This window comes from Acidovorax sp. MR-S7, from assembly GCF_000400995.2.
Classification (GTDB): domain Bacteria; phylum Pseudomonadota; class Gammaproteobacteria; order Burkholderiales; family Burkholderiaceae_C; genus MR-S7.
Map to the genome: position 1 here is coordinate 106569 of NZ_DF238950.1, position 22181 is coordinate 128749.

General features: G+C 68.3%; 24 protein-coding genes. 10 read left to right on the plus strand and 14 right to left on the minus strand.

Annotated features, from left to right (window positions below):
* Window positions 1–7 precede the first annotated feature (7 nt).
* The 3 genes from ctaD to AVS7_RS16730 all read right to left on the minus strand — a co-directional run bounded on the left by ctaD (window position 8) and on the right by AVS7_RS16730 (window position 4250).
* A complete protein-coding gene (gene ctaD, locus AVS7_RS16720; protein WP_020230751.1) occupies window positions 8–1645 on the minus strand; it encodes a cytochrome c oxidase subunit I in 1638 nt (545 codons plus the stop codon).
* Window positions 1646–1678: 33 nt separating this feature from the next.
* Window positions 1679–2848, minus strand: a complete 1170-nt coding sequence (coxB, locus tag AVS7_RS16725; RefSeq protein WP_020230752.1) for a cytochrome c oxidase subunit II — start codon at window positions 2846–2848, stop codon at window positions 1679–1681.
* A 493-nt stretch (window positions 2849–3341) separates the two neighbouring features.
* Window positions 3342–4250 carry a hypothetical protein gene (locus AVS7_RS16730; protein WP_020230753.1) on the minus strand — a complete coding sequence of 303 codons (909 nt, stop codon included), beginning with the start codon at window positions 4248–4250 and terminating at the stop codon, window positions 3342–3344.
* A gap of 35 nt (window positions 4251–4285) precedes the next feature.
* Between AVS7_RS16730 and AVS7_RS16735 the strand changes: the two genes are divergently transcribed.
* Window positions 4286–5005, plus strand: coding sequence for a ComF family protein (locus tag AVS7_RS16735; protein ID WP_020230754.1), 720 nt, complete (start codon window positions 4286–4288; stop codon window positions 5003–5005).
* A gap of 72 nt (window positions 5006–5077) precedes the next feature.
* The gene (locus tag AVS7_RS16740; RefSeq protein ID WP_020230755.1) at window positions 5078–5569 is read left to right on the plus strand and encodes a tRNA (cytidine(34)-2'-O)-methyltransferase; all 492 of its coding nucleotides are present in this window, start codon (window positions 5078–5080) and stop codon (window positions 5567–5569) included.
* Between the two features lie 4 nt (window positions 5570–5573).
* Here AVS7_RS16740 and AVS7_RS16745 read toward each other — a convergent pair whose 3' ends face one another.
* The 3 genes from AVS7_RS16745 to AVS7_RS16755 form a co-directional block, all read right to left on the minus strand.
* Window positions 5574–6041, minus strand: a complete 468-nt coding sequence (locus AVS7_RS16745) for a MaoC family dehydratase (protein ID WP_020230756.1) — start codon at window positions 6039–6041, stop codon at window positions 5574–5576.
* Window positions 6042–6090: 49 nt separating this feature from the next.
* Entirely contained in the window at window positions 6091–6717 is a 627-nt protein-coding gene (locus tag AVS7_RS16750; RefSeq protein ID WP_020230757.1) for a ParA family protein, read from the minus strand.
* 81 nt (window positions 6718–6798) lie between these two features.
* Entirely contained in the window at window positions 6799–7437 is a 639-nt protein-coding gene (locus AVS7_RS16755; RefSeq protein ID WP_020230758.1) for a LysE family transporter, read from the minus strand.
* An 84-nt stretch (window positions 7438–7521) separates the two neighbouring features.
* On the opposite strand from AVS7_RS16755, the gene kefC reads away from it, so the two are divergent.
* The gene (kefC, locus tag AVS7_RS16760; RefSeq protein ID WP_020230759.1) at window positions 7522–9357 is read left to right on the plus strand and encodes a glutathione-regulated potassium-efflux system protein KefC; all 1836 of its coding nucleotides are present in this window, start codon (window positions 7522–7524) and stop codon (window positions 9355–9357) included.
* 58 nt (window positions 9358–9415) lie between these two features.
* On the opposite strand, the gene AVS7_RS16765 is transcribed toward kefC, so the two are convergent.
* The 5 genes from AVS7_RS16765 to AVS7_RS16785 all read right to left on the minus strand — a co-directional run bounded on the left by AVS7_RS16765 (window position 9416) and on the right by AVS7_RS16785 (window position 13856).
* A complete protein-coding gene (locus tag AVS7_RS16765; protein ID WP_020230760.1) occupies window positions 9416–10399 on the minus strand; it encodes a tripartite tricarboxylate transporter substrate binding protein in 984 nt (327 codons plus the stop codon).
* Between the two features lie 33 nt (window positions 10400–10432).
* Window positions 10433–11146, minus strand: a complete 714-nt coding sequence (locus tag AVS7_RS16770) for an SDR family oxidoreductase (RefSeq protein ID WP_020230761.1) — start codon at window positions 11144–11146, stop codon at window positions 10433–10435.
* An 82-nt stretch (window positions 11147–11228) separates the two neighbouring features.
* On the minus strand, window positions 11229–12431 hold the full coding sequence (gene pcaF, locus AVS7_RS16775; protein WP_020230762.1) for a 3-oxoadipyl-CoA thiolase: 1203 nt from the start codon (window positions 12429–12431) through the stop codon (window positions 11229–11231).
* 76 nt (window positions 12432–12507) lie between these two features.
* The gene (locus AVS7_RS16780; RefSeq protein WP_020230763.1) at window positions 12508–13152 is read right to left on the minus strand and encodes a 3-oxoacid CoA-transferase subunit B; all 645 of its coding nucleotides are present in this window, start codon (window positions 13150–13152) and stop codon (window positions 12508–12510) included.
* Window positions 13153–13154: 2 nt separating this feature from the next.
* Window positions 13155–13856 carry a 3-oxoacid CoA-transferase subunit A gene (locus AVS7_RS16785; protein WP_020230764.1) on the minus strand — a complete coding sequence of 234 codons (702 nt, stop codon included), beginning with the start codon at window positions 13854–13856 and terminating at the stop codon, window positions 13155–13157.
* 78 nt (window positions 13857–13934) lie between these two features.
* Here AVS7_RS16785 and AVS7_RS16790 point away from each other — a divergent pair, with 78 nt between their 5' ends.
* Both AVS7_RS16790 and AVS7_RS16795 read left to right on the plus strand, forming a co-directional pair.
* Window positions 13935–14732 carry an IclR family transcriptional regulator C-terminal domain-containing protein gene (locus tag AVS7_RS16790; protein WP_024001726.1) on the plus strand — a complete coding sequence of 266 codons (798 nt, stop codon included), beginning with the start codon at window positions 13935–13937 and terminating at the stop codon, window positions 14730–14732.
* A 10-nt stretch (window positions 14733–14742) separates the two neighbouring features.
* Window positions 14743–15177 carry a DUF1841 family protein gene (locus AVS7_RS16795; protein ID WP_020230766.1) on the plus strand — a complete coding sequence of 145 codons (435 nt, stop codon included), beginning with the start codon at window positions 14743–14745 and terminating at the stop codon, window positions 15175–15177.
* Here the strand turns inward: AVS7_RS16795 and AVS7_RS16800 are convergent.
* Window positions 15138–16010, minus strand: a complete 873-nt coding sequence (locus tag AVS7_RS16800) for a universal stress protein (RefSeq protein WP_020230767.1) — start codon at window positions 16008–16010, stop codon at window positions 15138–15140. The genes AVS7_RS16795 and AVS7_RS16800 overlap by 40 nt on opposite strands.
* Before the next feature lie 429 nt (window positions 16011–16439).
* The gene (locus AVS7_RS16805) at window positions 16440–17099 is read right to left on the minus strand and encodes a cytochrome c (RefSeq protein WP_034691790.1); all 660 of its coding nucleotides are present in this window, start codon (window positions 17097–17099) and stop codon (window positions 16440–16442) included.
* A 105-nt stretch (window positions 17100–17204) separates the two neighbouring features.
* On the opposite strand from AVS7_RS16805, the gene AVS7_RS16810 reads away from it, so the two are divergent.
* The 3 genes from AVS7_RS16810 to AVS7_RS16820 are packed head-to-tail and all read left to right on the plus strand — an operon-like array spanning window position 17205 to window position 18902.
* Entirely contained in the window at window positions 17205–18047 is an 843-nt protein-coding gene (locus tag AVS7_RS16810) for a MoxR family ATPase (protein WP_020230769.1), read from the plus strand.
* Between the two features lie 13 nt (window positions 18048–18060).
* Window positions 18061–18300 (plus strand): hypothetical protein, encoded by a 240-nt coding sequence (locus AVS7_RS16815; RefSeq protein ID WP_020230770.1) that lies wholly within the window; start codon window positions 18061–18063, stop codon window positions 18298–18300.
* A 2-nt stretch (window positions 18301–18302) separates the two neighbouring features.
* Window positions 18303–18902, plus strand: a complete 600-nt coding sequence (locus AVS7_RS16820; RefSeq protein WP_020230771.1) for a GNAT family N-acetyltransferase — start codon at window positions 18303–18305, stop codon at window positions 18900–18902.
* Between the two features lie 25 nt (window positions 18903–18927).
* Here the strand turns inward: AVS7_RS16820 and AVS7_RS16825 are convergent, their stop codons facing one another.
* Window positions 18928–19941 (minus strand): tripartite tricarboxylate transporter substrate binding protein, encoded by a 1014-nt coding sequence (locus AVS7_RS16825; RefSeq protein ID WP_020230772.1) that lies wholly within the window; start codon window positions 19939–19941, stop codon window positions 18928–18930.
* Between the two features lie 253 nt (window positions 19942–20194).
* Between AVS7_RS16825 and AVS7_RS16830 the strand changes: the two genes are divergently transcribed.
* Window positions 20195–20974 (plus strand): GntR family transcriptional regulator, encoded by a 780-nt coding sequence (locus AVS7_RS16830; RefSeq protein WP_024001727.1) that lies wholly within the window; start codon window positions 20195–20197, stop codon window positions 20972–20974.
* Between the two features lie 7 nt (window positions 20975–20981).
* Window positions 20982–22178: a CaiB/BaiF CoA-transferase family protein gene (locus AVS7_RS16835; RefSeq protein WP_020230774.1), complete on the plus strand. Its 1197-nt coding sequence runs from the start codon at window positions 20982–20984 to the stop codon at window positions 22176–22178.
* Window positions 22179–22181 lie beyond the last annotated feature (3 nt).

A 22181-nucleotide genomic window follows, 5' to 3' on the forward strand; every position in this document is an offset into this window, starting at 1 on the left:
GACCGCTTCAGCCGATCACACGCGTGGCGGAGGCGTCGAGCTTGGGCGGAACTTCGAAGGTGTGGAAGGGGGCCGGCGAGGGAACTTCCCATTCCAGGCCTTCGGCGGCTTCCCAGGGCTTCTGGGGCGCCTTCTCGCCCTGGCCGCGCATGGCGGGCACCACGATGAACAGGAAGAAGTACACCTGCATCAGCCCGAAGCCGAAGGCGCCGATGGAGGCCAGCGCGTTGAAGTCGGCGAACTGCATCGGGTAGTCGGCGTAGCGGCGGGGCATGCCGGCCAGGCCCAGGAAGTGCATGGGGAAGAACGTGATGTTGAACGTGATCAGCGAGCCCCAGAAGTGGATGCGGCCGCGCGTCTCGGAGTACATCACGCCCGTCCACTTCGGCGCCCAGTAATAGTAGGCCGAGAACATCGAGAACAGCGAGCCGGCCACCAGCACGTAGTGGAAGTGGGCCACCACGTAGTAGGTGTCCTGCAGCTGGATGTCGATCGGCGCCATGGCCAGGATCAGCCCGGTGAAGCCACCCATCGTGAACACGAAGATGAAGCCCACGGCGAACAGCATGGGCGTCTCGAAGGTCATGGAACCGCGCCACATGGTGGCCACCCAGTTGAAGATCTTCACGGCCGTGGGCACGGAGATCAGCATGGTGGCGTACATGAAGAAGAGCTGGCCCGTCACCGGCATGCCGGTGGTGAACATGTGATGGGCCCACACGATGAACGACAGGATGGCGATGGACGAGGTGGCGTACACCATCGACGCGTAGCCGAACAGCTTCTTGCGGCTGAAGGCCGGCACGACCTGGCTGATGATGCCGAAGGCCGGCAGAATCATGATGTAGACCTCGGGGTGGCCGAAGAACCAGAAGATGTGCTGGTACATCACCGGGTCGCCGCCGCCGGCGGGATTGAAGAACGTGGTGCCGAAGTGGCGGTCCGTCAGCGTCATGGTGATGGCGCCGGCCAGCACGGGCATCACGGCGATCAGCAGGTAGGCGGTGATGAGCCAGGTCCAGCAGAACATGGGCATCTTCATCAGCGTCATGCCGGGCGCGCGCATGTTCAGGATGGTGACGATGATGTTGATCGAACCCATGATGGACGAGGCGCCCAGCACGTGCATCGCGAAGATGCTCACGTCCATGGACGGGCCCATCTGCAGCGTGAGCGGCGCATAGAGCGTCCAGCCCGCAGCAGGCGCGCCGCCGGGCATGAAGAACGAGCTGACCAGCATGATGGCTGCGGGAATCATCAGCCAGAAGCTGAAGTTGTTCATGCGCGCGAACGCCATGTCGGACGCGCCGATCTGCAGCGGGATCATCCAGTTCGCGAAGCCCACGAAGGCCGGCATGATGGCGCCGAACACCATGATCAGGCCGTGCATGGTGGTGAGCTGGTTGAACAGCTCGGGGTTCACCAGCTGCAGGCCGGGCTGGAACAGTTCGGTGCGGATCAGCAGCGCGAGCACGCCGCCGATCATCAGCATGGTGAACGAGAACAGCAGGTACAGCGTCCCGATGTCCTTGTGGTTGGTGGCGAACACCCAGCGCCGCCAGCCGGTCGGGCCGTGGTGGTGATGGTCGTCGTGGCCGTGTGCGTGTCCGCCGGCGTGCCCGTGGTTGTCCAGAACTGCGCTCATTGTCGAATCCTCAAATAACGTGGGGCTTGCGATTTACTTGCCGCGCTGGGCCACGATTTCCGCGGGCTGCACGAGCTGGCCCGTCTTGTTGGACCAGGCGTTCTTGGTGTAGGTCACCACGGCGGCGAGGTCGGTGTCGCTCAGCTGCGCCCAGGCAGGCATGGCGCCGTTGGCCGCGCCCTTGAGCACGATCTGGATCTGCTTGGCATGGTCCTCGTCCTTGACCAGGGCCGAGCCGTCGAGCGGCTTGATCGGGCCCGCCCCCTTGCCGTTGGCCTGGTGGCAGGCAGCGCAGTTGGCAGCATAGACCTTCTCGCCGCGGGGCAGCAGGGCCTCCAGCGTCCAGACCTTGTTGGGGTCGTCCTGCTTGGCGGCGGCCTTCTTCTTCTCGGCATCGACCCACTGCGTGTAGTCCTGTGCGGAGACGACCTTCACGTGGATGGGCATGTAGGCATGCTCCTTGCCGCACAGCTCGGCGCACTGGCCGTAGTAGTCGCCCACCTTCTCGGCGCGGAACCAGGTGTCGCGCACGAAGCCGGGGATGGCGTCCTGCTTGATACCGAAGGCCGGCACCATGAAGGCGTGGATCACGTCGTTGGCCGTGGTGATCACGCGCACCTTCTTGCCGACGGGCACCACCAGGGGGTTGTCCACCTTCAGCAGGTAGTCGGCCGGCGCCTGGGAGACATTGCCGCTGTCGGACATCTGGCGGTGGCTGCTATCCAGCGTGGAGATGTAGGCCAGCCCTTCGCCCTCGCCGGAGATGTAGTCGTAGCCCCACTTCCACTGGTAGCCGGTCACCTTGACGGTGAGGTCGGCGTTGGTGGTGTCCTTCTGCGCGACCAGCACCTTGGTGGCCGGCAGCGCCATGAGGATCACGATGATGAAGGGAACGATGGTCCAGACCACTTCCACGGTCACAGACTCATGGAAGTTCGCCGCCTGGGCGCCGCGCGACTTGCGGTGCTTCCAGATGGAATAGAACATCACCGCGAACACGCCGATGAAGATCACCGTGCAAATGACCAGCATCATCCAATGCAGGAAGTGCTGCTCCTCGGCAATCTTGGTGACGGGGGGGTGCAGGTTGAGCTGGTTCACCGCGGGACCGCCAGGCAGGTCCTGGACCGCATGGGCCGCAGAGCCCAGCCATGCCCCGACCACCAGCAGCGAAGAAGCCAGCTTGTTGGAAATGCTCTTCATAGTTCTCACTTACTTCTAAGCTCCAATTGACCAATCCCTCAGCGCGCCCCTGCGTGGGGTCAGCAGCGCGCAAAGCCATGCGAATCCCTCCCCCAGACCAGCCCGGACGGCGGCTACGCCGCGCGTTGCCCGAGGCCCGCCTGGGTTCCCATGAACCCGGCTTACCAATCAGTCCAGACCGCATTCCTGGCAGCCTGTTGTCTCCGCAATCCATCGGCGGGGCTTGCACCCCGCCACGGACTCTCCCGATCTCTTGCAGCATGCCCAGCCCCGGACCCAGCGGCAATACGCATTAGTCCCAAGGAAAGGCGGCCGAGGAGTGACGCAGGCAGAAGACCCGGCGGCGCCAGCGCGCCTTCAGGGCCTCAGGAGATGCGACGGCTGGGCAGCGCAGGCGCTGCAGCAACCCAAGAGAGTTCCGAATCCGCAATCGCCAAGAATTGTAGCGCGCATTGAGGGAAATCATTGACAGCGCGAATGGCACGTGCGCCGCTCAGCGCTCCCTGTGCCTGCCGGCACGCAGCATGTCGCGCATGTCCTGCAGCGCCACTGCGCTGCTGCCCTCCATGCGCACGCGGGGCGCGGGCTTGAAGGCGTGGCCGTAGACGATCTCGAAAGTCAGCGCGAGCTGCCCGCCCTGGCGCGCATCGGCCAGCCTCTCGGCGAGGGTCTGCTCCAGGTTCGCATGCCAGCGCCGCCCGCGCAAGGAGGGAAAACGCTGCGGATGCAGGTTGCGCCCCAGCCCCCGCAGCTCCTGCAGCAGGCGCGCGGGCGTGGCGAAGGTGAGCACGATGCGCTCCATGTCCATGACGGGCTCGGCGAAACCAGCCTGCACCAGCATGTCGCCCCAGTCGTGCATGTCGGTCATCGCATGCCCGGGCGCGGGCCAGTCCAGCGCGGCATAGAGCGCCCGCAGCTCGCGCAGCGTGTCCGGCCCCAGGCAGGAGAACATCAGGTAGCCATCCACGGCCAGCGCCTTGTACCACCGCGCGATCAGCGCCTGTGGGTCGGCCGCCATGTGCAGCGCCATGTTGGACCACAGCATCTGCACGCCGCCATCGGGCGGCACGCCGAAGCGCGGCGCGGCCGAAGACCAGCGCGCCGGACTCCACCAGGCCTTGCCGAAATGCGCCTGGGCGGCCGCCTCGCCGGCGGGCGAGGACGTTTCCGCAATGTGGCTGGCGGCCTGCGCGAAGCGCTGGCCCACGAGGGCATGGCCCTCGATGCCGCCGCGCACGGGGTCCCAGTCGCACCACGCGGCAGGGGGCTTCACGATCCATTGCAGCCGGTCCTGCATGCGCCGCGCCACCTCTTCGTGGAGCCACGGCGACGCCTGCGGCACCATGGCGTGCCAGCGGGCCGCGGCGGCCGGGTCGATGGTGGGCGGGAGATGTTCGGACATGGGGGGCCGCAAATGGCCGCGAGTATATTGAGCCCATGCGTTTCACGCGCTCCACGGGGATTTCGCGGCCCTGGGCCGACCACCTTGCGGCCCTGCTGCCGAGCCAGTGCGCCGTCTGCCGCGCATGGCCCGCGCAGCGCGTGTGCGCGGCCTGCCGCGGCCAGTTCGTCCCGGCGCAGGCGCGCTGCGCCACCTGCGCGCGCACCGTGCCCGAGGGCTTGGCCCGCTGCGGCGAATGCCTGGCCCATCCGCCACCGCTGGACGCCTGCATCGCCGCCGTGCCCTATGGCTACCCCTGGGCCGGCGCACTGGCGGAGTTCAAGTTCCGCGCAGACCCCGGCTGGGCGCAGGCGCTGGCCGGCCTCATGCGGGAGGCCCCGGGCGCCCGCGATACGCTGGCCCAGGCACGCTGGGTGCTGCCCGTCCCGCTGTCGCGGGCGCGGCTGCAGGAGCGCGGCTACAACCAGGCTCTGCTGCTGGCCCGCGCGCTGGCGGCTCCCCGCGTGCACGCCGGCGTGCTGCTGCGCAGCCGCGCCACCGAAGCCCAGAGCGGCCTGCCGCGCGCGCAGCGCCTGCGCAATCTGCGCGGCGCCTTCGCGCTCGATCCCCAGGCCGCGCCGCTGCTGGCGGGCACGCAGGTGGTGCTGGTGGACGACGTCATGACCACGGGCGCCACCCTGCACACCGCAGCCGCACTGGTGCGCGAGGCGGGCGCGCGGCACGTGTCGGCGCTGGTGCTGGCGCGCACGGAGTGACGCGGGCCGGCGGCGATACGTTTCTTTACGACGAGCGCCCCCGCCTGCCCGCGCGCCGCCGACAATAGCCGCATGTTCCACATCGTCCTTGTCGAGCCCGAGATCCCGCCCAACACCGGCAACGTGATCCGGCTGGCCGCCAACTCCGGCTGCATGCTGCACCTGGTGGAGCCCCTGGGCTTTTCGATGGAAGACCGCCTCATGCGCCGCGCGGGGCTGGACTACCACGAGTACGCCGACGTGCGCCGCCACGGCGGCTGGACGGCGCTGCTGCGCGACGAGGAGCCTGACCTCTCGCGCATGTTCGCGCTCACCACGCACGCCACGCAGTCCGTCTACGACACCGGCTTCCTGCCGGGCGACTGGCTGGTGTTCGGCGCCGAATCACGCGGCCTGCCGGCCGAGCTGCGCGAGACCTTCCCGCCCGCGCAACGCCTGCGCCTGCCCATGCTGCCCACGCAGCGCAGCCTGAACCTGTCGAACGCGGTGGCGGTTACGGTGTACGAGGCCTGGCGGCAGAACAGCTTCCTCACGCCCGCGCCGGCCGCCGCCGCGCAACCCTGACCGGTCAGCCGGCAGGCGCGCCGTAGCTGCGCACCAGCGCCTCGGCCACGCACACGGGCTTGTCGCCGCCCTCGCGCTCCACGGTGACCTCCCAGGCCATCTGCAGGCCGTCCGGCGGCGCCGGTTCGGCCGCGGCCAGCGTCAGGCGCCCGCGCAGGCGGCTGCCGACGGGCACGGGCGCCGGGAAGCGCACGCGGTTCAGGCCGTAGTTGACGCCCATGCGCGCGCCTTCGATGGCGAACGCCGCCTCCATGAAGCGCGGCAGCAGCGACAGGGTCAGGAAGCCGTGGGCGATGGTGGTGCCGAACGGCCCCTGCGCCGCGCGCTGCGGGTCGGTGTGGATCCACTGGTGGTCGCCCGTGGCGTCGGCGAACAGGTTCACCTGCGCCTGGGTGACTTCGATCCAGTCGGTCACGGCCACTTCCTGCCCGATGCAGGCGGCCACCTCGGAATAGCTGCGGAAGGTTTTCATGCGGCGACTGTAGCCAGCGGGCCGTGCGGTCCTTGTCCGGCAAGCGACATCAGGCACCGGCGCCGTCCAGCCAGGCGCAGATGCCCTGCCACTGCTCCAGGTCGCGCGCCACGCGGCCGGGCGACAGGTCGAACAGCGTCAGCCCGTGCGCGGCCAGGTGGATGTAGTTCTGCGTATCGCGCAGGTAGCCCAGCACCGGCAGGCCGAGGCTGTCCACGAAGGCATGCAGCTTGTCGGCGGCAAGGGTGCGCGCGTCCACGCGCATGCCCACGATGCCGACCTGCGCCTGGCCGCCCAGCCGGTGCTCGGCCAGGTCGTCGAGAAACTGGCGCGTGGCGAAGATGTCGAACACGCTGGGCTGCAAGGGCACGACGATGCGGTCGGCCAGCCGCAGCACGTCCTTGAGCCTCCATCCGTGCAGGCCCGCAGGCGTGTCCAGCACGGCGTGCGTCGCCTCCCTGGGCGGCTTGCCGATCCAGTCGGAGTTCACGTCCCACAGCCCGATGGGCCGCGCCGCCGCCGGGCGCTGCTGCAGCCACAGCCGCGCAGACTGCTGGCGGTCCACGTCGCCCAGCACCACCGTGTGGCCCCGGCTGGCGAAATAGCCCGCGATCTGGGTGGCCAGCGTGGACTTGCCCACGCCGCCCTTGGGATTTGCGACTGCGACCACCGGCATGCGTGCCTCCAACATTGATGACAATGAAAATGGGCCCTGGCGCTTATCCAGCAAGCGCGAGCAGCTCTCTTTTCAATAGTATCAGCCGTGCTGCGTGCCGCGCTTGACGAAGAACAGCCCCGCCCCCACCAGCATCAGCAGGCCGCCGAACACGCGGTTTTGCGCACGCATGGCGCTGGCGCTTTGCATCAGGCGGCGCAGCGCGCTGGCGCTGGCAGCGTAGCCGTTCATGACGATCAGGTCCACCGAGAGCATGGTAACGGCCATCACCAGCAGCTGGATCCACAGCGGGCGCGCGTCGGTCAGGAACTGCGGCAGCACGGCCACCATGAAGAGGATGCCCTTGGGGTTGGTGGCATTGGTCAGCAGGCCCGTGAGCACGCGGCGGCGCCAGCCCGCGGGCGCGGCCACGAGGTCGCCGCCCAGCGTGCCCTTCGCACCGGCGCGCCACTGGCACCAGCCCAGGTAGATGAGGTAGCAGGCGCCGAGCACCTTGACGGCGTTGAAGGCCAACTCCGACGCGATCAGCAGCGAGCCCACGCCCGCGCCCGCCACGACGAGGATGAGCAGCAGCCCCAGCTCCAGCCCCAGGATGGTGGCGCCCGTCTTGCGCACGCCGTACGACAGGCCATGGATCATCGACAGCACCGCGCCCGAGCCGGGCGAGATGGCGATCACCCACGATGCCGCGAAGAAAGCCATCCAGGTATGCCAGTCCATCGGGAGAGAGTCCTACGAAAACGAAGGCGGGATTCTATCGGTGCAAAATTTCCGGCTCCCCCGCTGCCCCGCCCCTTCTCCACCATGGCCCACGCCCCCGTCTGGCTCACCTACGGATTCACCTACCTCGCCGCGGCCGTCATAGCCGTGCCCATCGCGCGTGCGCTGGGGCTCGGCTCCATCATCGGCTACCTCGCGGCGGGCATCGCCATCGGGCCGTGGGGCCTCGGGCTGGTGAGCAACGTGCAGGACATCCTGCACTTCGCCGAGTTCGGCGTGGTGCTGATGCTGTTCCTCGTGGGGCTGGAGCTGCAGCCCAGCCGCCTGTGGAGCATGCGCCGCCCCATCTTCGGCCTGGGCACGGCGCAGGTGCTGGGCTGCGCCGCGCTGCTATGGGCTGCCGCATGGGCCTGGGGGCTGCCGTGGCGCGTCGGCCTGGTGGGCGCATTGGGACTGGCGCTGTCGTCCACCGCGATCGCGCTGCAGGTGATCGCCGAGCGCAACCTCATGGGCACCGACAGCGGGCAGAAGGCGTTCTCCATCCTGCTGTTCCAGGACGTGGCGGCCATTCCCATCCTGGCGCTGCTGCCGCTGCTGGGCGTGGGTGGTCCGGCGCACGCGCACGGCGCGCAGGATCTGCTGCCCGAGGCGCTGCGGATCGTCGGCGTGGTGGGCGCCATCGTGCTCGGCGGGCGGCTGCTGTTGCGCCCGCTGCTGCGCTGGATCGCCGGGAGCAATACGCCCGAGATCTTCACCGCCGCGTCGCTCTTCCTCGTGGTGGGCATCGCCATGCTGATGCTGTCGGTGGGCCTGTCCATGGCGCTGGGCGCCTTCCTCGCGGGCGTGCTGCTGGCCGACAGCGAGTACCGCCGCGAGCTGGAGACCGACATCGAGCCCTTCAAGGGCCTGCTGCTGGGCCTGTTCTTCATCGCCGTGGGCATGAGCATCGACTTCGGCGTGATCCTGCGCCAGCCGCTCACCATGCTCGCGCTGGTCGTGGGCTTCCTCGCCGCCAAGGCCGTGGTGATCTGGCTGCTCGCGCGCGCGACCGGCATGCCCTACCAAGAGCGGCCGGTGTTCACGCTGCTGCTCGCGCAGGGCGGCGAGTTCGCGTTCGTGGTGTTCCAGAGCGCGGTGAGCTTCCGCGCCATCGAGGCGGAGATGGCCTCGCTGCTCATCGGCGCGGTGGCGCTGTCGATGCTGCTCTCGCCGCTGCTGCTGGTGTGGCTGGACCGCGCGCTGCTCAAGCGCCACGCCACGCTCAAGGCCGAGCCCCAGCACGCCGACGCGATGGCCGAGCCGCAGACCGCGCCCGTCATCATCGCGGGCTTCGGCCGCTACGGGCAGATCGTGGCGCGCATGATGCTCGCGCAGGGCGTTCCCGCCACGGTGCTCGACCACAGCGTGGAGATGCTCGAGGTGGCCCACACCTTCGGCTACCGCGTCTTCTATGGCGACGCCACGCGCGTGAACCTGCTGCGCATGGCCGGCGCAGAGCACGCGCGCATCCTCGTGGTGGCGGTGGACGCGCCCGAGCAGTCGCTCAAGATCGTGCAGCTCGCGCGCAAGCATTTCCCGCAGCTGGAGATCGTGGCCCGCGCGCGCGATGTGACGCACTGGCACGCGCTGCGCGACCTGGGCGTGACGCACGTGCAGCGCGAGCTGTTCGAGTCCAGCCTGCGCACCGCGCGCACGGTGCTCGAACTCTCGGGCGTGCCCGCGCAGGAGGCCCAGTTCCTGGCCGAGCGCTTCCGCGCCCACAACATCCACCTGTCCGACCTCATGTACGAGCACCACCACGACCGCGAGGCCATGATCGCCGTGGCCAAGCAGGGCCGCCGCCAGCTCATCGAGCAGATGGCCAAGGAGCGGCAGGAGCGCATGCAGGCGCAGGAAGCCGCGCGAGGCGATTCAGCATAAAAAAAGCTGCCAGCGCTTGTCCACCAAGCGCTGGCAGCTATTTTTCAGATAGCACCTGTCAGTCGGCCGTCGCGCCCGACTCCTTCACCACCTTGCCCCACTTGGCCGTCTCGGCCTTGATGAAGGCGGCGAACTGCTCGGGCGTTTCCACCACCACGTCGCCGCCCTGATCGGCGATCTTCTTCTTCACGTCGGGCTGGCTCAGCACCTTGGCCAGCGCGGCGTGCAGCTTGTCGAGCACGGGCTTCGGGGTGCCCGCCACGGCGAACATGCCGAACCACGAGGTGGCCTCGTAGCCGGGCACGCCGGCCTCGGCGATGGTGGGCACGTCGGGCAATTCGGGCGAGCGCTTGGCCGTGGTCACGGCGATGGGGCGCAGCTTGCCCGAGCGCACGTGCTGGATGGCCGAGGGCATGTTGTCGAACATGATGGGGATCTGGTTGCCCAGCAGGTCGGTCACGGCCGGGGCGCTGCCCTTGTAGGGCACGTGCACCATGTCCACCTTGGCCATGCTCTTGAACAGCTCGCCCGACAGGTGGATAGAGCTGCCGCTGCCCGAGGAGCCGAAGTTCACCTCGCCCGGATGGGCCTTGGCGTAGGCGATCAACTCCTGCACGGTCTTGTACGGCTGCTTGGGGTTGGCCACGAGCAGGTTGGGCACGGTGGCCACGCGCGAGAGGGGCGCGAAATCCTTGATCGGATTGAAGGGCATCTTCTTGTAGAGCGCCTCGTTGATCGCGTGCGTGCCCACGGTGCCCATGAACAGCGTGTAGCCGTCGGGCTGCGCCTTGGCCGCGAGCGACGCGCCGATGTTGCCGCCCGCGCCGGGCTTGTTGTCCACGACCACGGACTGGCCCAGCTCGGTCGTCAAGGCCTGGCCGACGATGCGCGCCAGGATGTCGGTGGTGCCGCCGGCCGAGAACGGCACGACGATGGTGATGGGCTTGGCGGGATAGTTCTGCGCGGCGGCGCCCAGCGGCAGGGTGGCGGCGATGGCGGCGGCCAGCAGGGCGCGGCGTGCGGTGCGGAAGGTGGAGTTCATGGCGTTTCCTGTTTCTGAAAAAGGGGGATGGGGTCAGACGCCGGCCACGCCGACGGTCATGCCGCCGCAGACGTAGAGCACCTGGCCGGTGACGAAGCCACTGCGCGCATCGAGCAGGTAGGACGCGGCGTGCGCGATGTCCTCGGGCGTGCCCACGCGCTTGACGGGCACGGCGTCGATGATGGCCTGGGTGCGCGGCGCGCCCGGCGGGTTGGCCTTGTCGAACAGTTCGGTGCGAATGGGGCCGGGGCCGATGGCGTTGGCCGTGATGCCGTGGCGCCCCAGCTCCAGCGCCCACACGCGCGTCATGCCGATCAGGCCGGCCTTGGTGGCCGAGTAGGCGGTGCGCAGCTCCTTGCCCAGCGCGGCGCGCGAGGACATGTTGACGATGCGCCCGAAACCCGCTTCGCGCATGCCCGGCAGCAGCGCCTGCATGCACTGCAGCGCGCAGCGCAGGTTGAGCGCCACGGCCAGGTCGAACTGCGCGAGCGTCTGCTCGCCGGCCTCGGCGGGCACCACGATGCCCACGTTGTTCACGAGGCGCGTGATGGGGCCGCCGGCCAGCGCCTGCTCCAGCGCGCGCGCTGTCTCGGCAGGGTTGGAGAGGTCGGCCTGGATGCCGCCGGGCACGTGATCGACCGCGCGGTCGATCACCACGGGCTCGTAGCCGTCGGCACGGCAGCGCTCGGCCGTGGCGGCGCCGATGCCCGCGCCGCCGCCGGTGATGAGGACGCGTTCTTTTTTCATCGCCGGGCCGCCCCAAGATGAAAAAGCGGCCCCCTCGGGGGGCAGCGGACTACGCGAAGCGAGGAAGCGTGGGGGCTCTGTTTCATACGCGCTCCAGGATGACGGCGATGCCCTGGCCCACGCCGATGCACATGGTGCACAGCGCGTAGCGGCCGCCCAGCGTGTGGAGCTGGCTCACGGCCGTGGTGGCGAGGCGTGCGCCGGAGGCGCCCAGCGGATGGCCCAGGGCGATGGCGCCGCCCCATTGGTTCACGCGTTTGTCGTCGTCGGCAATGCCCAGATCGCGCAGTACGGCGAGGCCTTGCGCCGCGAAGGCTTCGTTGAGCTCGATCACGTCCATCTGGTCGAGCGTCAGGCCCGTGAGTGCCAGCACCTTGCGCACGGCGGGCGCGGGGCCGAAACCCATGATGCGCGGCGCCACGCCGGCCGTGGCCATGCCCACCACGCGGGCGCGCGGTGTCAGGCCGTATTGCCTGGCGGCTTCTTCGCTGGCAAGCAGCAGCGCGCAGGCGCCGTCGTTCACGCCGCTGGCATTGCCCGCCGTCACCGTGCCGCCTTCGCGCACCACGCCCTTGAGCTTGGCCAGCGCCTCCAGCGTGGTGGCGCGCGGGTGTTCGTCCTGGCTCACCACGATGGGGTCGCCCTTCTTCTGGGCGATGGTGACGGGCACGATTTCCTGGGCGAGATGGCCCGCGGCGATGGCGGCGGCGGCCTTCTGCTGGCTGGCCAGGGCCATGCGGTCCTGCGCCTCGCGTTCGATGCGGAAGTCGTCGGCCACGTTCTCTGCCGTCTCGGGCATGGAGTCCACGCCGTACTGGGCCTTCATCAGCCTGTTGACGAAGCGCCAGCCGATGGTGGTGTCGTACACCGCGTTGCTGCGGCTGAAGGCGCTTTCGGCCTTGGGCATGACGAACGGGGCGCGGCTCATGCTCTCCACGCCACCGGCGATCATCAGGCCGGCCTCGCCGGCCTTGATGGTGCGCGCGGCCGAGCCCACGGCGTCCAGGCCCGAGCCGCACAGGCGGTTGATGGTGGCGCCGGGCACGTCGATGGGCAGGCCCGCGAGCAGCGCGGACATGCGCGCCACGTTGCGGTTGTCTTCGCCGGCTTGGTTGGCGCAGCCGTAGAGCACGTCGGTCACGGCCGCCCAGTCGACGCCGCTGTTGCGCTGCATCAGCGCACGGATGGGCACGGCGCCGAGGTCGTCGGCGCGCACGCCGGCCAGCGCGCCGCCGTAGCGGCCGAAGGGGGTGCGCACGGCGTCGCAGATGAAGGCTTGGGTCATGGTGTCTCCTGGCAGGAACTATGAAAAAGTGAGCTGCCAGCGCTTACTCAGCAAGCGCTGGAGGTCGATTCGATGCTTATTGCTGGATGGGCAGGCCGAGGATGCGTTCCAGCTCCACATGCGTGAGGCCGGGCACGGTGTCGATCAGGCGCAGGCCCTGGGGCGTGCATTCCAGCGTGCACAGGTCGGTGTAGATGCGCTTGACGCAGGCCAGGCCCGTGAGCGGGTAGGTGCAGGCCTGCACCACCTTGCTTTCGCCGGCCTTGGTGAGCAGGTCCATCATCACCCAGGTCTGCTTGGCGCCCACGGCCAGGTCCATCGCGCCGCCCACGGCGGGAATGGCGCCCGCCTCGCCCGTACTCCAGTTGGCCAGATCGCCCGTGGCGGAGACCTGGAACGCGCCGAGCACCGAGATGTCGAGGTGGCCGCCGCGCATCATCGCGAAGCTGTCGGCATGGTGGAAGAAGCAGCCGCCGGGCAGCAACGTCACGGGCTGCTTGCCGGCGTTGGTCAGGTCGTAGTCCTCCTGGCCTTCGGCCGGCGCCGGGCCCATGCCCAGGATGCCGTTCTCGCTGTGCAGGATGACCTCGCGGCCTGCGGGGATGTAGTTGGCCACCTGCGTGGGCATGCCGATGCCGAGGTTCACATAGGCGCCGTCGAAGATGTCCTGCGCCACGCGCTGGGCGAGTTCGGACTTGCTGCGTTTGGTGTAGTTGCTCATGTTCAGGCCGCCTTCTTGAAACCGCCGGCCTTGGTCGCCACGCGGGGCACCTGGACCACCTTGCTCACGTAGATGCCGGGGGTTACCACGGCCTCGGGGTCGAGCGCGCCCAGCTCCACGATCTCGTGCACCGTGGCCACGGTGAACTTCGCGGCCGCCGCCATCACCGGGCCGAAGTTGCGCGCGGCCATGCGGTAGGTCAGGTTGCCCCAGCGGTCGCCCTTCTCGGCTTTCACCAGCGCCACGTCGCCGTAGATGGGGTACTCCAGCACGTAATGCTTTCCGTTGATCTCGCGCGTCTCCTTGCCCTCGGCGAGCTGCGTGCCGTAGGCCGTGGGGCAGAAGAAGGCGCCGACGCCCGCGCCCGCCGCGCGCATGCGCTCGGCCAGGTTGCCCTGGGGCACGAGCTCCAGCTCGATCCGGCCAGCGCGGTAGAGGTCGTCGAACACCCAGCTGTCCACCTGGCGGGGGAAGCTGCAGATGATCTTGCGCACCTGGCCGGTCTTGAGCAGCGCGGCCAGCCCTTCGTCGGCATTGCCCGCATTGTTGTTGACCACCGTGAGGTCGCGCGCGCCCTGGGCGATGAGGCCGTCGATGAGCTCGATGGGGTTGCCCGAGGTGCCGAAGCCGCCGATGAGCACCGTGGCGCCGTCCTGCACGCCCGCAAGCGCCTCGGCGATGGAATCCGCAATCTTGTTGATCATGTCTCGCTGGAAATTGGAGGGTGGATTTGTTCGTAATTCGAACTTTTGTTCGTATAATGAATTTTAGGAGGATCACCTATGAATGAACACCCCTCGGAACTAGGTAGTAACCCTAGGCCAGGAGACAGTTACGTGCAGTCGTTCGCCCGCGGGCTGGAGGTGATCCGCTCGTTCAGCGCTGCTGCGCCGCAGCAAACGCTGAGCGAAGTGGCCGCGCGCACCGGCCTCACGCGCGCCGGGGCGCGGCGCATCCTGCTCACCCTGCAGACGCTGGGCTACCTGGAAAGCGACGGACGGCTGTTCCGCCTCACGCCGCGCATCCTGGACCTGGGCTTCGCCTACCTCACGTCCATGCCCATCTGGGACCTGGCCGAGCCACAGATGGAAGCGCTCACCGACCGGGTGCACGAGTCCTGCTCCGCCGCCGTGCTCGACGGGCAGGAGATCGTCTACGTGCTGCGCGTGCACACCCACAAGATCATGAGCACCAACCTCGCCGTGGGCTCGCGCCTGCCGGCGTTCTGGACCTCGCTCGGCCGCGTGCTGCTGGCCGACCTGCCGGAGGACGGCCTGCGCGCGCGCCTGGCCACCCTGCCCCGCCGGCAGTTCACGCAGCACACGCTGCTGGACGACGAGACGCTGCTCGCGCGCATCGGCGAGGCGCGCGAGCAAGGCTGGTGCCTGGTCAACCAGGAGTTGGAGGAGGGTCTGATCTCCGTCGCCGCGCCGCTCAAGAACCGCGCGGGCGTCACCGTGGCGGCGCTCAACATCAGCGGCCAGGCCAACCGCACGAGCGCGCAGGTGATGCGCGAGCAGTTGCTGCCCGAGCTGCTGGCCACGGCGCAGGCGATCTCGCGCACGCTGCGCACCCGCTAAGCTCGCAGCCATGTTCAAGCCCACCCAAGCAGACGTGCGCCGCTTCTTCTGCGCCGCACACGCCAAGCAGCAGGCCGGCCAGCCCATGGAGGCCATCGAGACGCTGGCCGGCCTCTGGACGGCCGAGCATCCCGAATACCACGCCGACCTGTCCGACGCGGATGCGGCCATCGCGCGCAACTACGACGAGACGCCCGGCCACACCAACCCCTTCCTGCATCTGTCCATGCATTTGTCGATCAGCGAGCAGTGCAGCATCGACCAGCCGCGCGGCATCCGCCAGGCGGTGGAGTTGCTGGCCCGGCGCCTGGATTCGCTGCACCAGGCGCACCACGTGGCCATGGAGTGCCTGGGACAGATGCTGTGGGAGGCCCAGCGCTCGGGCCGCCCACCCGACGGCGAGGCCTACGTCGCCTCGGTCCAGCGGCGCGCCACGGCGGACTGAGCACGCGCCTGCGTGCCCGGGTAGTCCTGCGGGTACACGAGCACGTCGCAGCCCACGCCGTCCAGCACCCGCCGCGTGGCGCGGCCCCGCAGCAGGTCCCCCAGCAAGCCGCGGCGGCGGTGCGCCAGCGCCACCAGGTCCGCGCCCGCGCTCTCCTGCTGCACCGCGAGCTGACGCGCCCTGTCGCCTGCGCCCACGGCCATGCCCACGCGGTTGCGACGCGCCTCGAACACATCGGACAGGCGTACGCGCCGGCCCTGCGCCTGCCGCCGCACCTCGTGGCGGTAGTCCCGCAGGGCCTGCGCCGTGGATTCGCAGCGCCGGTCCGCCGCATGGAACAGCTCCACCGCGGCCGCGGCCTCCAGCCCGCCCGCGTAGCGCACCAGCGCGTCCGACGCGGCGGAAAAGTCCACGGCCACCAGCACGTGCGCATAGGCGCCGTGCACCGGCTGCTGCACCACCAGCACCGGGCAGGAACTGGCGCGCAGCACCCGTGCCAGCATGCTGCCTCCCAGCAGGCCCGCCATGCCTGCGGGCGGGCGCCGGTCCATCACCAGCAGGTCCGCGCCGGCCGCGGCGCGCAGCGCCTCGCCGGCCACACTGCCACCCCGGTGTTCCAGCGCTTGCACGGGCAGCCCATGCCTGCGGGCCAGTTGGCGCGCACGCTGCTCCAGGCGCGCCTGCGGATCGGTGAATCGGGGATGCGGCGTTTCGGCGCCGAAAAGAATGTGCAGGCGCGCCTGGTGCGCGGCGGCCAGCAGCGCCGCGCGGTCCAGCGCCAACTCCCCCGCGGTGGAGAAGTCGGTGAGGGCCACGATGGATTGGATGCGCATGGGGAAAGCTCCTGGTCGGCGAACGAGAGCGCCGGCGCACCCACGGCGCCGGCGGCGGCTGCGTCATCGCGCAAGGCCACGGACGTGCGGCGTGCGCGCCGTGGCATGGCGCCCGGCGGTACGGGATGACGCTCTCAGGAAGCGAGGGAGGAGGAGCACCGCCGGGCCAGGAGATCTGCGGCCGGCGACGCTGGTTTCAGAACACCCATCCTGCGCATGGCGCGCGCCGACGCCACGGCCGCCGAAGCGAGCCGCACGATACGCACGCACGGGGTGGAAACCAGGAAACGCATAGCGCGCCATTGTAGGAAGCACCTTCCGCGCGGACAACGATTCCGCACTGGTCCGTGCCAGATAACGCGGGAGCGCGTGCACAACGAAAAAAGCCCGCAATAGCGGGCTTTGGGAAGAATGCAGTGGAATCCGCGATCAGCGGAAGCGCGACTGCGGCACCACCTGCAGGTCGCCGTCGAGCGAACTCACGTAGCCTGCGAGCGCCTTCAGCTCGGCGTTGGTGAACTGCTTGGCGATGCCTGCCATGACGCCGTTGGAACGGCCCACGTAGGCGCCCTTGTCGGTCTTGTACGACTTGAGGGCCACAAAGAGGTAGTCCGCATGCTGGCCCGCGATCTTGGGATAGCTCGGGTCGATGGGCTTGGAGAAGTTCTCGCCGTGGCAGGACACGCAGGCGCCCTTTTGCAGCAGCTGCGCCACCTGCGCGCTGGGCTCGCGCGACGGCTTGGCCGGCACCGCGCCCTGCTTGCCGTGCTCGGCGTAGTAGGCGGCCACGTCGGCCACGTCCTGCTCGGTCAGCGAGTCGGCGACGCCGCGCATGGTGGGATGCTTGCGGTCGCCCTTCTTGTAGGCGTCCAGCGCAACGGCGATGTACTTCGCGCCCTGGCCGGAAATCATGGGCACCTTGTGCACCTCGGGGAAACTGGCCTGGTAGCCGGGGATGCCATGGCAGCCGATACACATGGCGATCTTCTGGGCCCCTGCCTTGGCGTCCCCCTTGATTTCCTCCGCGTGGAGCAGGCCGGTCGCACATGCGACAGTCAGGCCGAATATCGTGGTCAATGCTTTTTTCATTTTGCGCGCACAATCTCAGTGATTGGTTGTCTCGGCTGATCAGCAAACGATTATAGCCAGCGCCTGTCAAGCCCTTTCATCAACGATTTCCCTATTCATCGGCCCATGAAATTCCAAGGCTCCCAGAACTACGTCGCCACCCAAGATCTCATGCTGGCCGTGAACGCGGCCATCACGCTGCAACGCCCTCTGCTGGTCAAGGGAGAACCCGGCACCGGCAAGACCATGCTGGCCGAGGAAGTGGCGCAGGCGCTGGACATGCCGTTGCTGCAGTGGCACATCAAGTCCACCACCAAGGCGCAGCAGGGCCTGTACGAATACGACGCGGTGAGCCGCCTGCGCGACAGCCAGCTGGGCGACGAGCGCGTGAAGGACATCCACAACTACATCGTCAAGGGCGTGCTGTGGCAGGCCTTCACGGCCGACCGGCCCGTGGCCCTGCTAATCGACGAGATCGACAAGGCCGACATCGAATTCCCCAACGACCTGCTGCGCGAACTCGACCGCATGGAGTTCTACTGCTACGAGACGCGCGAGATGGTGCGGGCCAAGCACCGCCCGCTGGTCTTCATCACCTCGAACAACGAGAAGGAGCTGCCCGACGCCTTTCTGCGCCGCTGCTTCTTCCACTACATCAAGTTCCCCGAGCCCGAGACGATGAAGAAGATCGTCGACGTGCACTTCCCCACGCTCAAGGGCGACCTGCTCACCGTGGCGATGAAGACCTTCTACGACGTGCGCGGCCTGCCTGGCCTGAAGAAGAAACCCTCGACCAGCGAACTCATCGACTGGCTCAAGCTGCTCGTGGCCGAGGAGATCCCGCTCGAAGCCCTGCAGACCGCCGACAACAAGGTCGCCGTGCCGCCGCTGGTGGGCGCGCTGCTCAAGAACGAGCAGGACGTGAGCCTGTTCGAGAAGCTGGTCTTCATGAACCAGCGCAACCGCTGACCGGGCTCGCACGATGAGCACCGCACGCCGTTTGCTGATCGAGGGCGCGTCCGACGCCGTGGGCTTCGTGGGCGGCGCGCTCGCGGGCTTCTGGGCCACGCGCCTGCTGGGCTGGGACATCTTCGCCGAGGGCTACGGCACCGGCAGCATCCTGGGCATCGCCCTTGTGGGCCTGGGCGGCGGCCTGGGCCTGCACCTGGCCCGACGCTGGCGCACGACGCGGGCCGCGTCCACCGAACACAAGGAGAACTGAGCATGGCATTCGTGCAACCCGTCACCCTGCGCGAGCGCGGCGTGCGCCTGGAGCCGTTGGCCCTGTCCCACGAGGCAGGCCTGGCCGCCGCCGCGGCCGATGGCGAGCTGTGGAAGCTGCGCATCACCTCCGTGCCCGAGCCGCAGGACACGCGTGCCTACATCGAGACCGCCCTACAGATGCGCGAGGAAGGCCACCGCTTCGCCTTCGCCGTGGTCGAGGACGCCACCGGCCGCGTGCTCGGCAGCACCAGCTACCACGACATCCTGCCCGCCGTGCGGCGCGTGGAGATCGGCTGGACTTGGTACGCCAAGAGCGTGCAGCGCAGCCACGTGAACACCACCGCCAAGCTGCTCATGATGGGCCACGCCTTCGACACGCTGCAATGCCACGTGGTGGGCTGGCGCACGGACAACTTCAACTTCGCCAGCCAGCGCGCCATCGAGCGCCTGGGCGCGAAGAAGGACGGCGTGATCCGCGGCCACGCACCGCGCCGCGACGGCACGATCCGAGACACGGTGATGTACAGCATGCGCGCGGGCGAGTGGCCCGAGGCGCGCGCGCAATTGCTGTACCTGCTGGGCCGTTACGCCACTGCCTGACGCATGCGGCGCCGAAGGCCGCGGCTCAGTCCACTTTCAGATTCAGCTCGCGCGTCATGCGCCGGTAGCTCGGCCAGGTACGGTCGATGAATTGGCGCAGCGGTTCTCCCGTCAGGATCGGGCCTTCCTCATGCAGGGCCTCACGCACCGTCTTGATACGCGGCGACTCGCTCACCGACGAGACCATCAGATCGGCCAGCCGCCGGGCTATTTCAGGCGGTGTGCCGGCGGGCGCGAACAGCATGTTGCACTCGGCCAGATCCTCGTAGGCCGGCCCCTTGAAGCCTGCATCGACCCAGCGCGGGATGCCCGGCAGTCTGCCCGACCGTTCTCCGACGGTGATCACTACCGGCCGGATGGCACCCTTGTCGAGCCCCGCACCCACACCCGCCAGCGAGCCTGCACCCATGTCGATGGTGCCTGCATACAGGTCCATCAGCATGGCTCCGGTACCCTTGTAATTGACGACGTTGAACTGCCCGCCCGTGTCCTTGGCCAGTTGGGCCAGCATCAATTGCCAGCCCGATCCGATGGAATAGTTGCCGATGTTGACCGGCTTTTTCTTGGAATAGGCAATCACCTCTTCCAGCGTCCGGGCAGGAAAGTCCTTGTTCACCACGCCAACCACCGGGCCTACGCCCATGGCCGCGATCGGCAGCAGATCCCTGTCGGTGTCGATCGGCGGCTTCTTTAGCAGTACCGGGGCCTGTGCAGGCTGGCTGTGCAGCGATATCAGCAGCGTGTAGCCGTCAGGTGCGGAGCGCGCCACGTTCTCCGCAGCGATCATGCCTCCGCCGCCAGGCTTGTTCTCCACCACGACCGGCACGCCCAGTTTCTGCGACGCGTAGTCGGCGAACGCACGCGCAGTCGAATCGTTAGACGACCCCGGCGCCTGTCCTGCGACGATGCGGATGGGCCTGGTGGGCCAGGCATCGCCGGCATTCGCAGGCAAGGCATGGGCCGCCAGCGAGGCTGCCCCCAGGGCAAGCAAATGGCGGCGGCCCAGGGCCGAGTGGAGTCGTTCTGAATCGAAGGGCATGGCAAGCTCCTGAAAGGGCCGGACGGAGTTTTTCCGCCAGCCGTTGTCTCCATTGTTGGCGGCACCATTCGCGAATGCGCAAGCGCCGGAATCGGGCCCCGCTCGAGGCCGAGGGCAGTATAGAAATCGGTCCTTCGGCGCTCCTTGCGGGACAACCCCCGCTTGTCCGCCACCCACCGGACAAGCAGGGGTTGTCCCGAACTCCAAGGGCCAGCGCGATCCACGAAGCTTGTCCGTACAAGCCAATCCACCCATGCCGGCTCCAAATCCAACCACCTACACAGGCAAACGCACTCTCGTCTGCGCCCATCTGGCCCAGGGAATCGAATGCGGGCGTTGGCCCGTCGGCGCCCTGCTGCCGGCGGAAACCGCACTTTGCAAGGAACTACAGGTCAGCCGCCATACGGTGCGTGCGGCGCTGGCGGAGCTGCAGTCGGCAGGATTGGTCACCAGCCACCAGGGCGTGGGCACGCGCGTGCTGCGGCGCAGACCGGAGCAGACGCCGTCGCACTCGCTGCAGGACATCTCGGACCTGGCGCTCTACGCACGCAACACCACGGTACGCATCCTGGACGTGAAGGAGGTCGTACTGGACGGCCCCACCGCCGAGTGGATCGGCGCGGGTGCCGGCGAGGCATGGTGCCAGGCCCGCACATTGCGCACGGCCGCGGAACAGGACGCCCCCATCGTCTTGTCCTCGGTCTGGGTGCCTCAGGCCAGCAGGCCGGCCATCGAGGCCTCCGGGCGCTCCGGACTGCCGGTATTCATCGAGGTACAGCGGCTGCACAGCCGCATGGTCAGCGAAGTGCGCCAGGTCATCGGCATCGCCATCGCCACGCGGGAGCAGTCCACGCTGCTGCGCTGCAAGCCTCGCGAGCCGCTACTACGCATCCAGCGTTGGTACTACGGCCAGCAACGCACCCTACTGGAGGTGACCGACTCGCTGCACCCGCAGGACCGGTTCCAGTATGCCGTCACGCTGCGCCACGCCTCCGGCGGCAGCATCACCCAATCCTCGCCCCAACAGAAGTGAAATCCTCATGAAGCCCCTGGCAGGACAACGCATCATCGACCTCACGCAAAACGTCGCAGGTCCTTACTGCACCCAGGTGCTGGCCGACCTCGGCGCGGAGATCGTCAAGATCGAGCGGCCCGGCACTGGCGACGACACCCGCCACTGGGCACCGAACATCGGCGAGGCGATGTCTCCCACCTATGCCACTTTCAACCGCGGCAAACGGAGCCTTGCGATCGACCTCGATCACCCGGACGGCCAGGCTCTGCTTGCCCAGTTGCTGCAGCCCGACGACGTCTTCGTTCATTCGCTCAAGCCCGGCAGCGCCGAGCAGCGCGGCCTGGGCTACGAAGCCCTGGCGCTGGGACGGCCCGGCCTGATCTACTGTGCCATCAGTGCCTATGGCACCAGCGGGCCGCGCGCAGCCTTTCCTGGCTACGACCCACTGATCCAGGCCTATGCCGGCATCATGTCCGTCAACGGCCACGACGGGCTGCCGCCCGCCCGCGTGGGCGTGTCCATGGTCGATATCGGCACCGGCCTGTGGTCGGCACTCGGCATCGTCTCGGCAATCTCGCAGCGCAAGGACAGTGGGCACGGCTGCCGCATCGACACTTCGCTGCTGGAAAGCGGCGTAGCCTGGATGACCAACCCGATTGCCAACTACAGCGCTACTGGCAAGCTGCCGCGCCGCATGGGCTCGGCCACCGCCATGCTCATGCCCTACGAGGTGTTCGAGTGCACGAACGGCCACGTCTTCATCGGCTGCGGTAACGACCGGCTGTTCCGCAAGCTGCTGCGGGGACTGGAACACGATGATCTGGCCAAAGACACACGTTTTGCCACCAACGCCGAGCGTGTGAAGCACCGGGATCTGGTGCACGACACGCTGGAGGCCGTCACCCGCACGATGGAAGTGGCAACGGTCATCGCCCGGCTGGAAGCCCAGGGCGTACCAGTCAGCCCCGTGCACGACCTGTCGCAAGTGATGCAGGACGCGCAGATCCAGGCCGTGGACATGGCCCGCCCGCTGCACTGGGATGGCGGCCAATCCGAGCCCCTGAACGCCATCGGCACGCCCATCCGCTTCGACGGCGAGCGTGAGTTCTCGGACCACCTGAGCGCCCGGGTGGGCGCCGACTCGCAAGCCCTGCTGCGTGCCTGCGGGGTAAGCGATGCACGCATCGCACAGCTCGTGCAAAGCGGCGCCGTACAGATTTGACCG

Coding starts and splice junctions, on each gene's coding strand:
- ctaD (WP_020230751.1), bottom strand. CDS start 1,645: ATGAGCGCAGTTCTGGACAACCACGGGCACGCCGGCGGACACGCACAC.
- AVS7_RS16820 (WP_020230771.1), top strand. CDS start 18,303: ATGGCATTCGTGCAACCCGTCACCCTGCGCGAGCGCGGCGTGCGCCTG.
- AVS7_RS16810 (WP_020230769.1), top strand. CDS start 17,205: ATGAAATTCCAAGGCTCCCAGAACTACGTCGCCACCCAAGATCTCATG.
- AVS7_RS16735 (WP_020230754.1), top strand. CDS start 4,286: ATGCGTTTCACGCGCTCCACGGGGATTTCGCGGCCCTGGGCCGACCAC.
- AVS7_RS16740 (WP_020230755.1), top strand. CDS start 5,078: ATGTTCCACATCGTCCTTGTCGAGCCCGAGATCCCGCCCAACACCGGC.
- AVS7_RS16790 (WP_024001726.1), top strand. CDS start 13,935: ATGAATGAACACCCCTCGGAACTAGGTAGTAACCCTAGGCCAGGAGAC.
- AVS7_RS16750 (WP_020230757.1), bottom strand. CDS start 6,717: ATGCCGGTGGTCGCAGTCGCAAATCCCAAGGGCGGCGTGGGCAAGTCC.
- AVS7_RS16770 (WP_020230761.1), bottom strand. CDS start 11,146: ATGAAAAAAGAACGCGTCCTCATCACCGGCGGCGGCGCGGGCATCGGC.
- AVS7_RS16780 (WP_020230763.1), bottom strand. CDS start 13,152: ATGAGCAACTACACCAAACGCAGCAAGTCCGAACTCGCCCAGCGCGTG.
- AVS7_RS16765 (WP_020230760.1), bottom strand. CDS start 10,399: ATGAACTCCACCTTCCGCACCGCACGCCGCGCCCTGCTGGCCGCCGCC.
- AVS7_RS16815 (WP_020230770.1), top strand. CDS start 18,061: ATGAGCACCGCACGCCGTTTGCTGATCGAGGGCGCGTCCGACGCCGTG.
- AVS7_RS16755 (WP_020230758.1), bottom strand. CDS start 7,437: ATGGACTGGCATACCTGGATGGCTTTCTTCGCGGCATCGTGGGTGATC.
- AVS7_RS16730 (WP_020230753.1), bottom strand. CDS start 4,250: ATGTCCGAACATCTCCCGCCCACCATCGACCCGGCCGCCGCGGCCCGC.
- pcaF (WP_020230762.1), bottom strand. CDS start 12,431: ATGACCCAAGCCTTCATCTGCGACGCCGTGCGCACCCCCTTCGGCCGC.
- AVS7_RS16835 (WP_020230774.1), top strand. CDS start 20,982: ATGAAGCCCCTGGCAGGACAACGCATCATCGACCTCACGCAAAACGTC.
- AVS7_RS16830 (WP_024001727.1), top strand. CDS start 20,195: ATGCCGGCTCCAAATCCAACCACCTACACAGGCAAACGCACTCTCGTC.
- AVS7_RS16825 (WP_020230772.1), bottom strand. CDS start 19,941: ATGCCCTTCGATTCAGAACGACTCCACTCGGCCCTGGGCCGCCGCCAT.
- AVS7_RS16785 (WP_020230764.1), bottom strand. CDS start 13,856: ATGATCAACAAGATTGCGGATTCCATCGCCGAGGCGCTTGCGGGCGTG.
- AVS7_RS16805 (WP_034691790.1), bottom strand. CDS start 17,099: ATGAAAAAAGCATTGACCACGATATTCGGCCTGACTGTCGCATGTGCG.
- AVS7_RS16745 (WP_020230756.1), bottom strand. CDS start 6,041: ATGAAAACCTTCCGCAGCTATTCCGAGGTGGCCGCCTGCATCGGGCAG.
- coxB (WP_020230752.1), bottom strand. CDS start 2,848: ATGAAGAGCATTTCCAACAAGCTGGCTTCTTCGCTGCTGGTGGTCGGG.
- AVS7_RS16795 (WP_020230766.1), top strand. CDS start 14,743: ATGTTCAAGCCCACCCAAGCAGACGTGCGCCGCTTCTTCTGCGCCGCA.
- AVS7_RS16800 (WP_020230767.1), bottom strand. CDS start 16,010: ATGCGCATCCAATCCATCGTGGCCCTCACCGACTTCTCCACCGCGGGG.
- kefC (WP_020230759.1), top strand. CDS start 7,522: ATGGCCCACGCCCCCGTCTGGCTCACCTACGGATTCACCTACCTCGCC.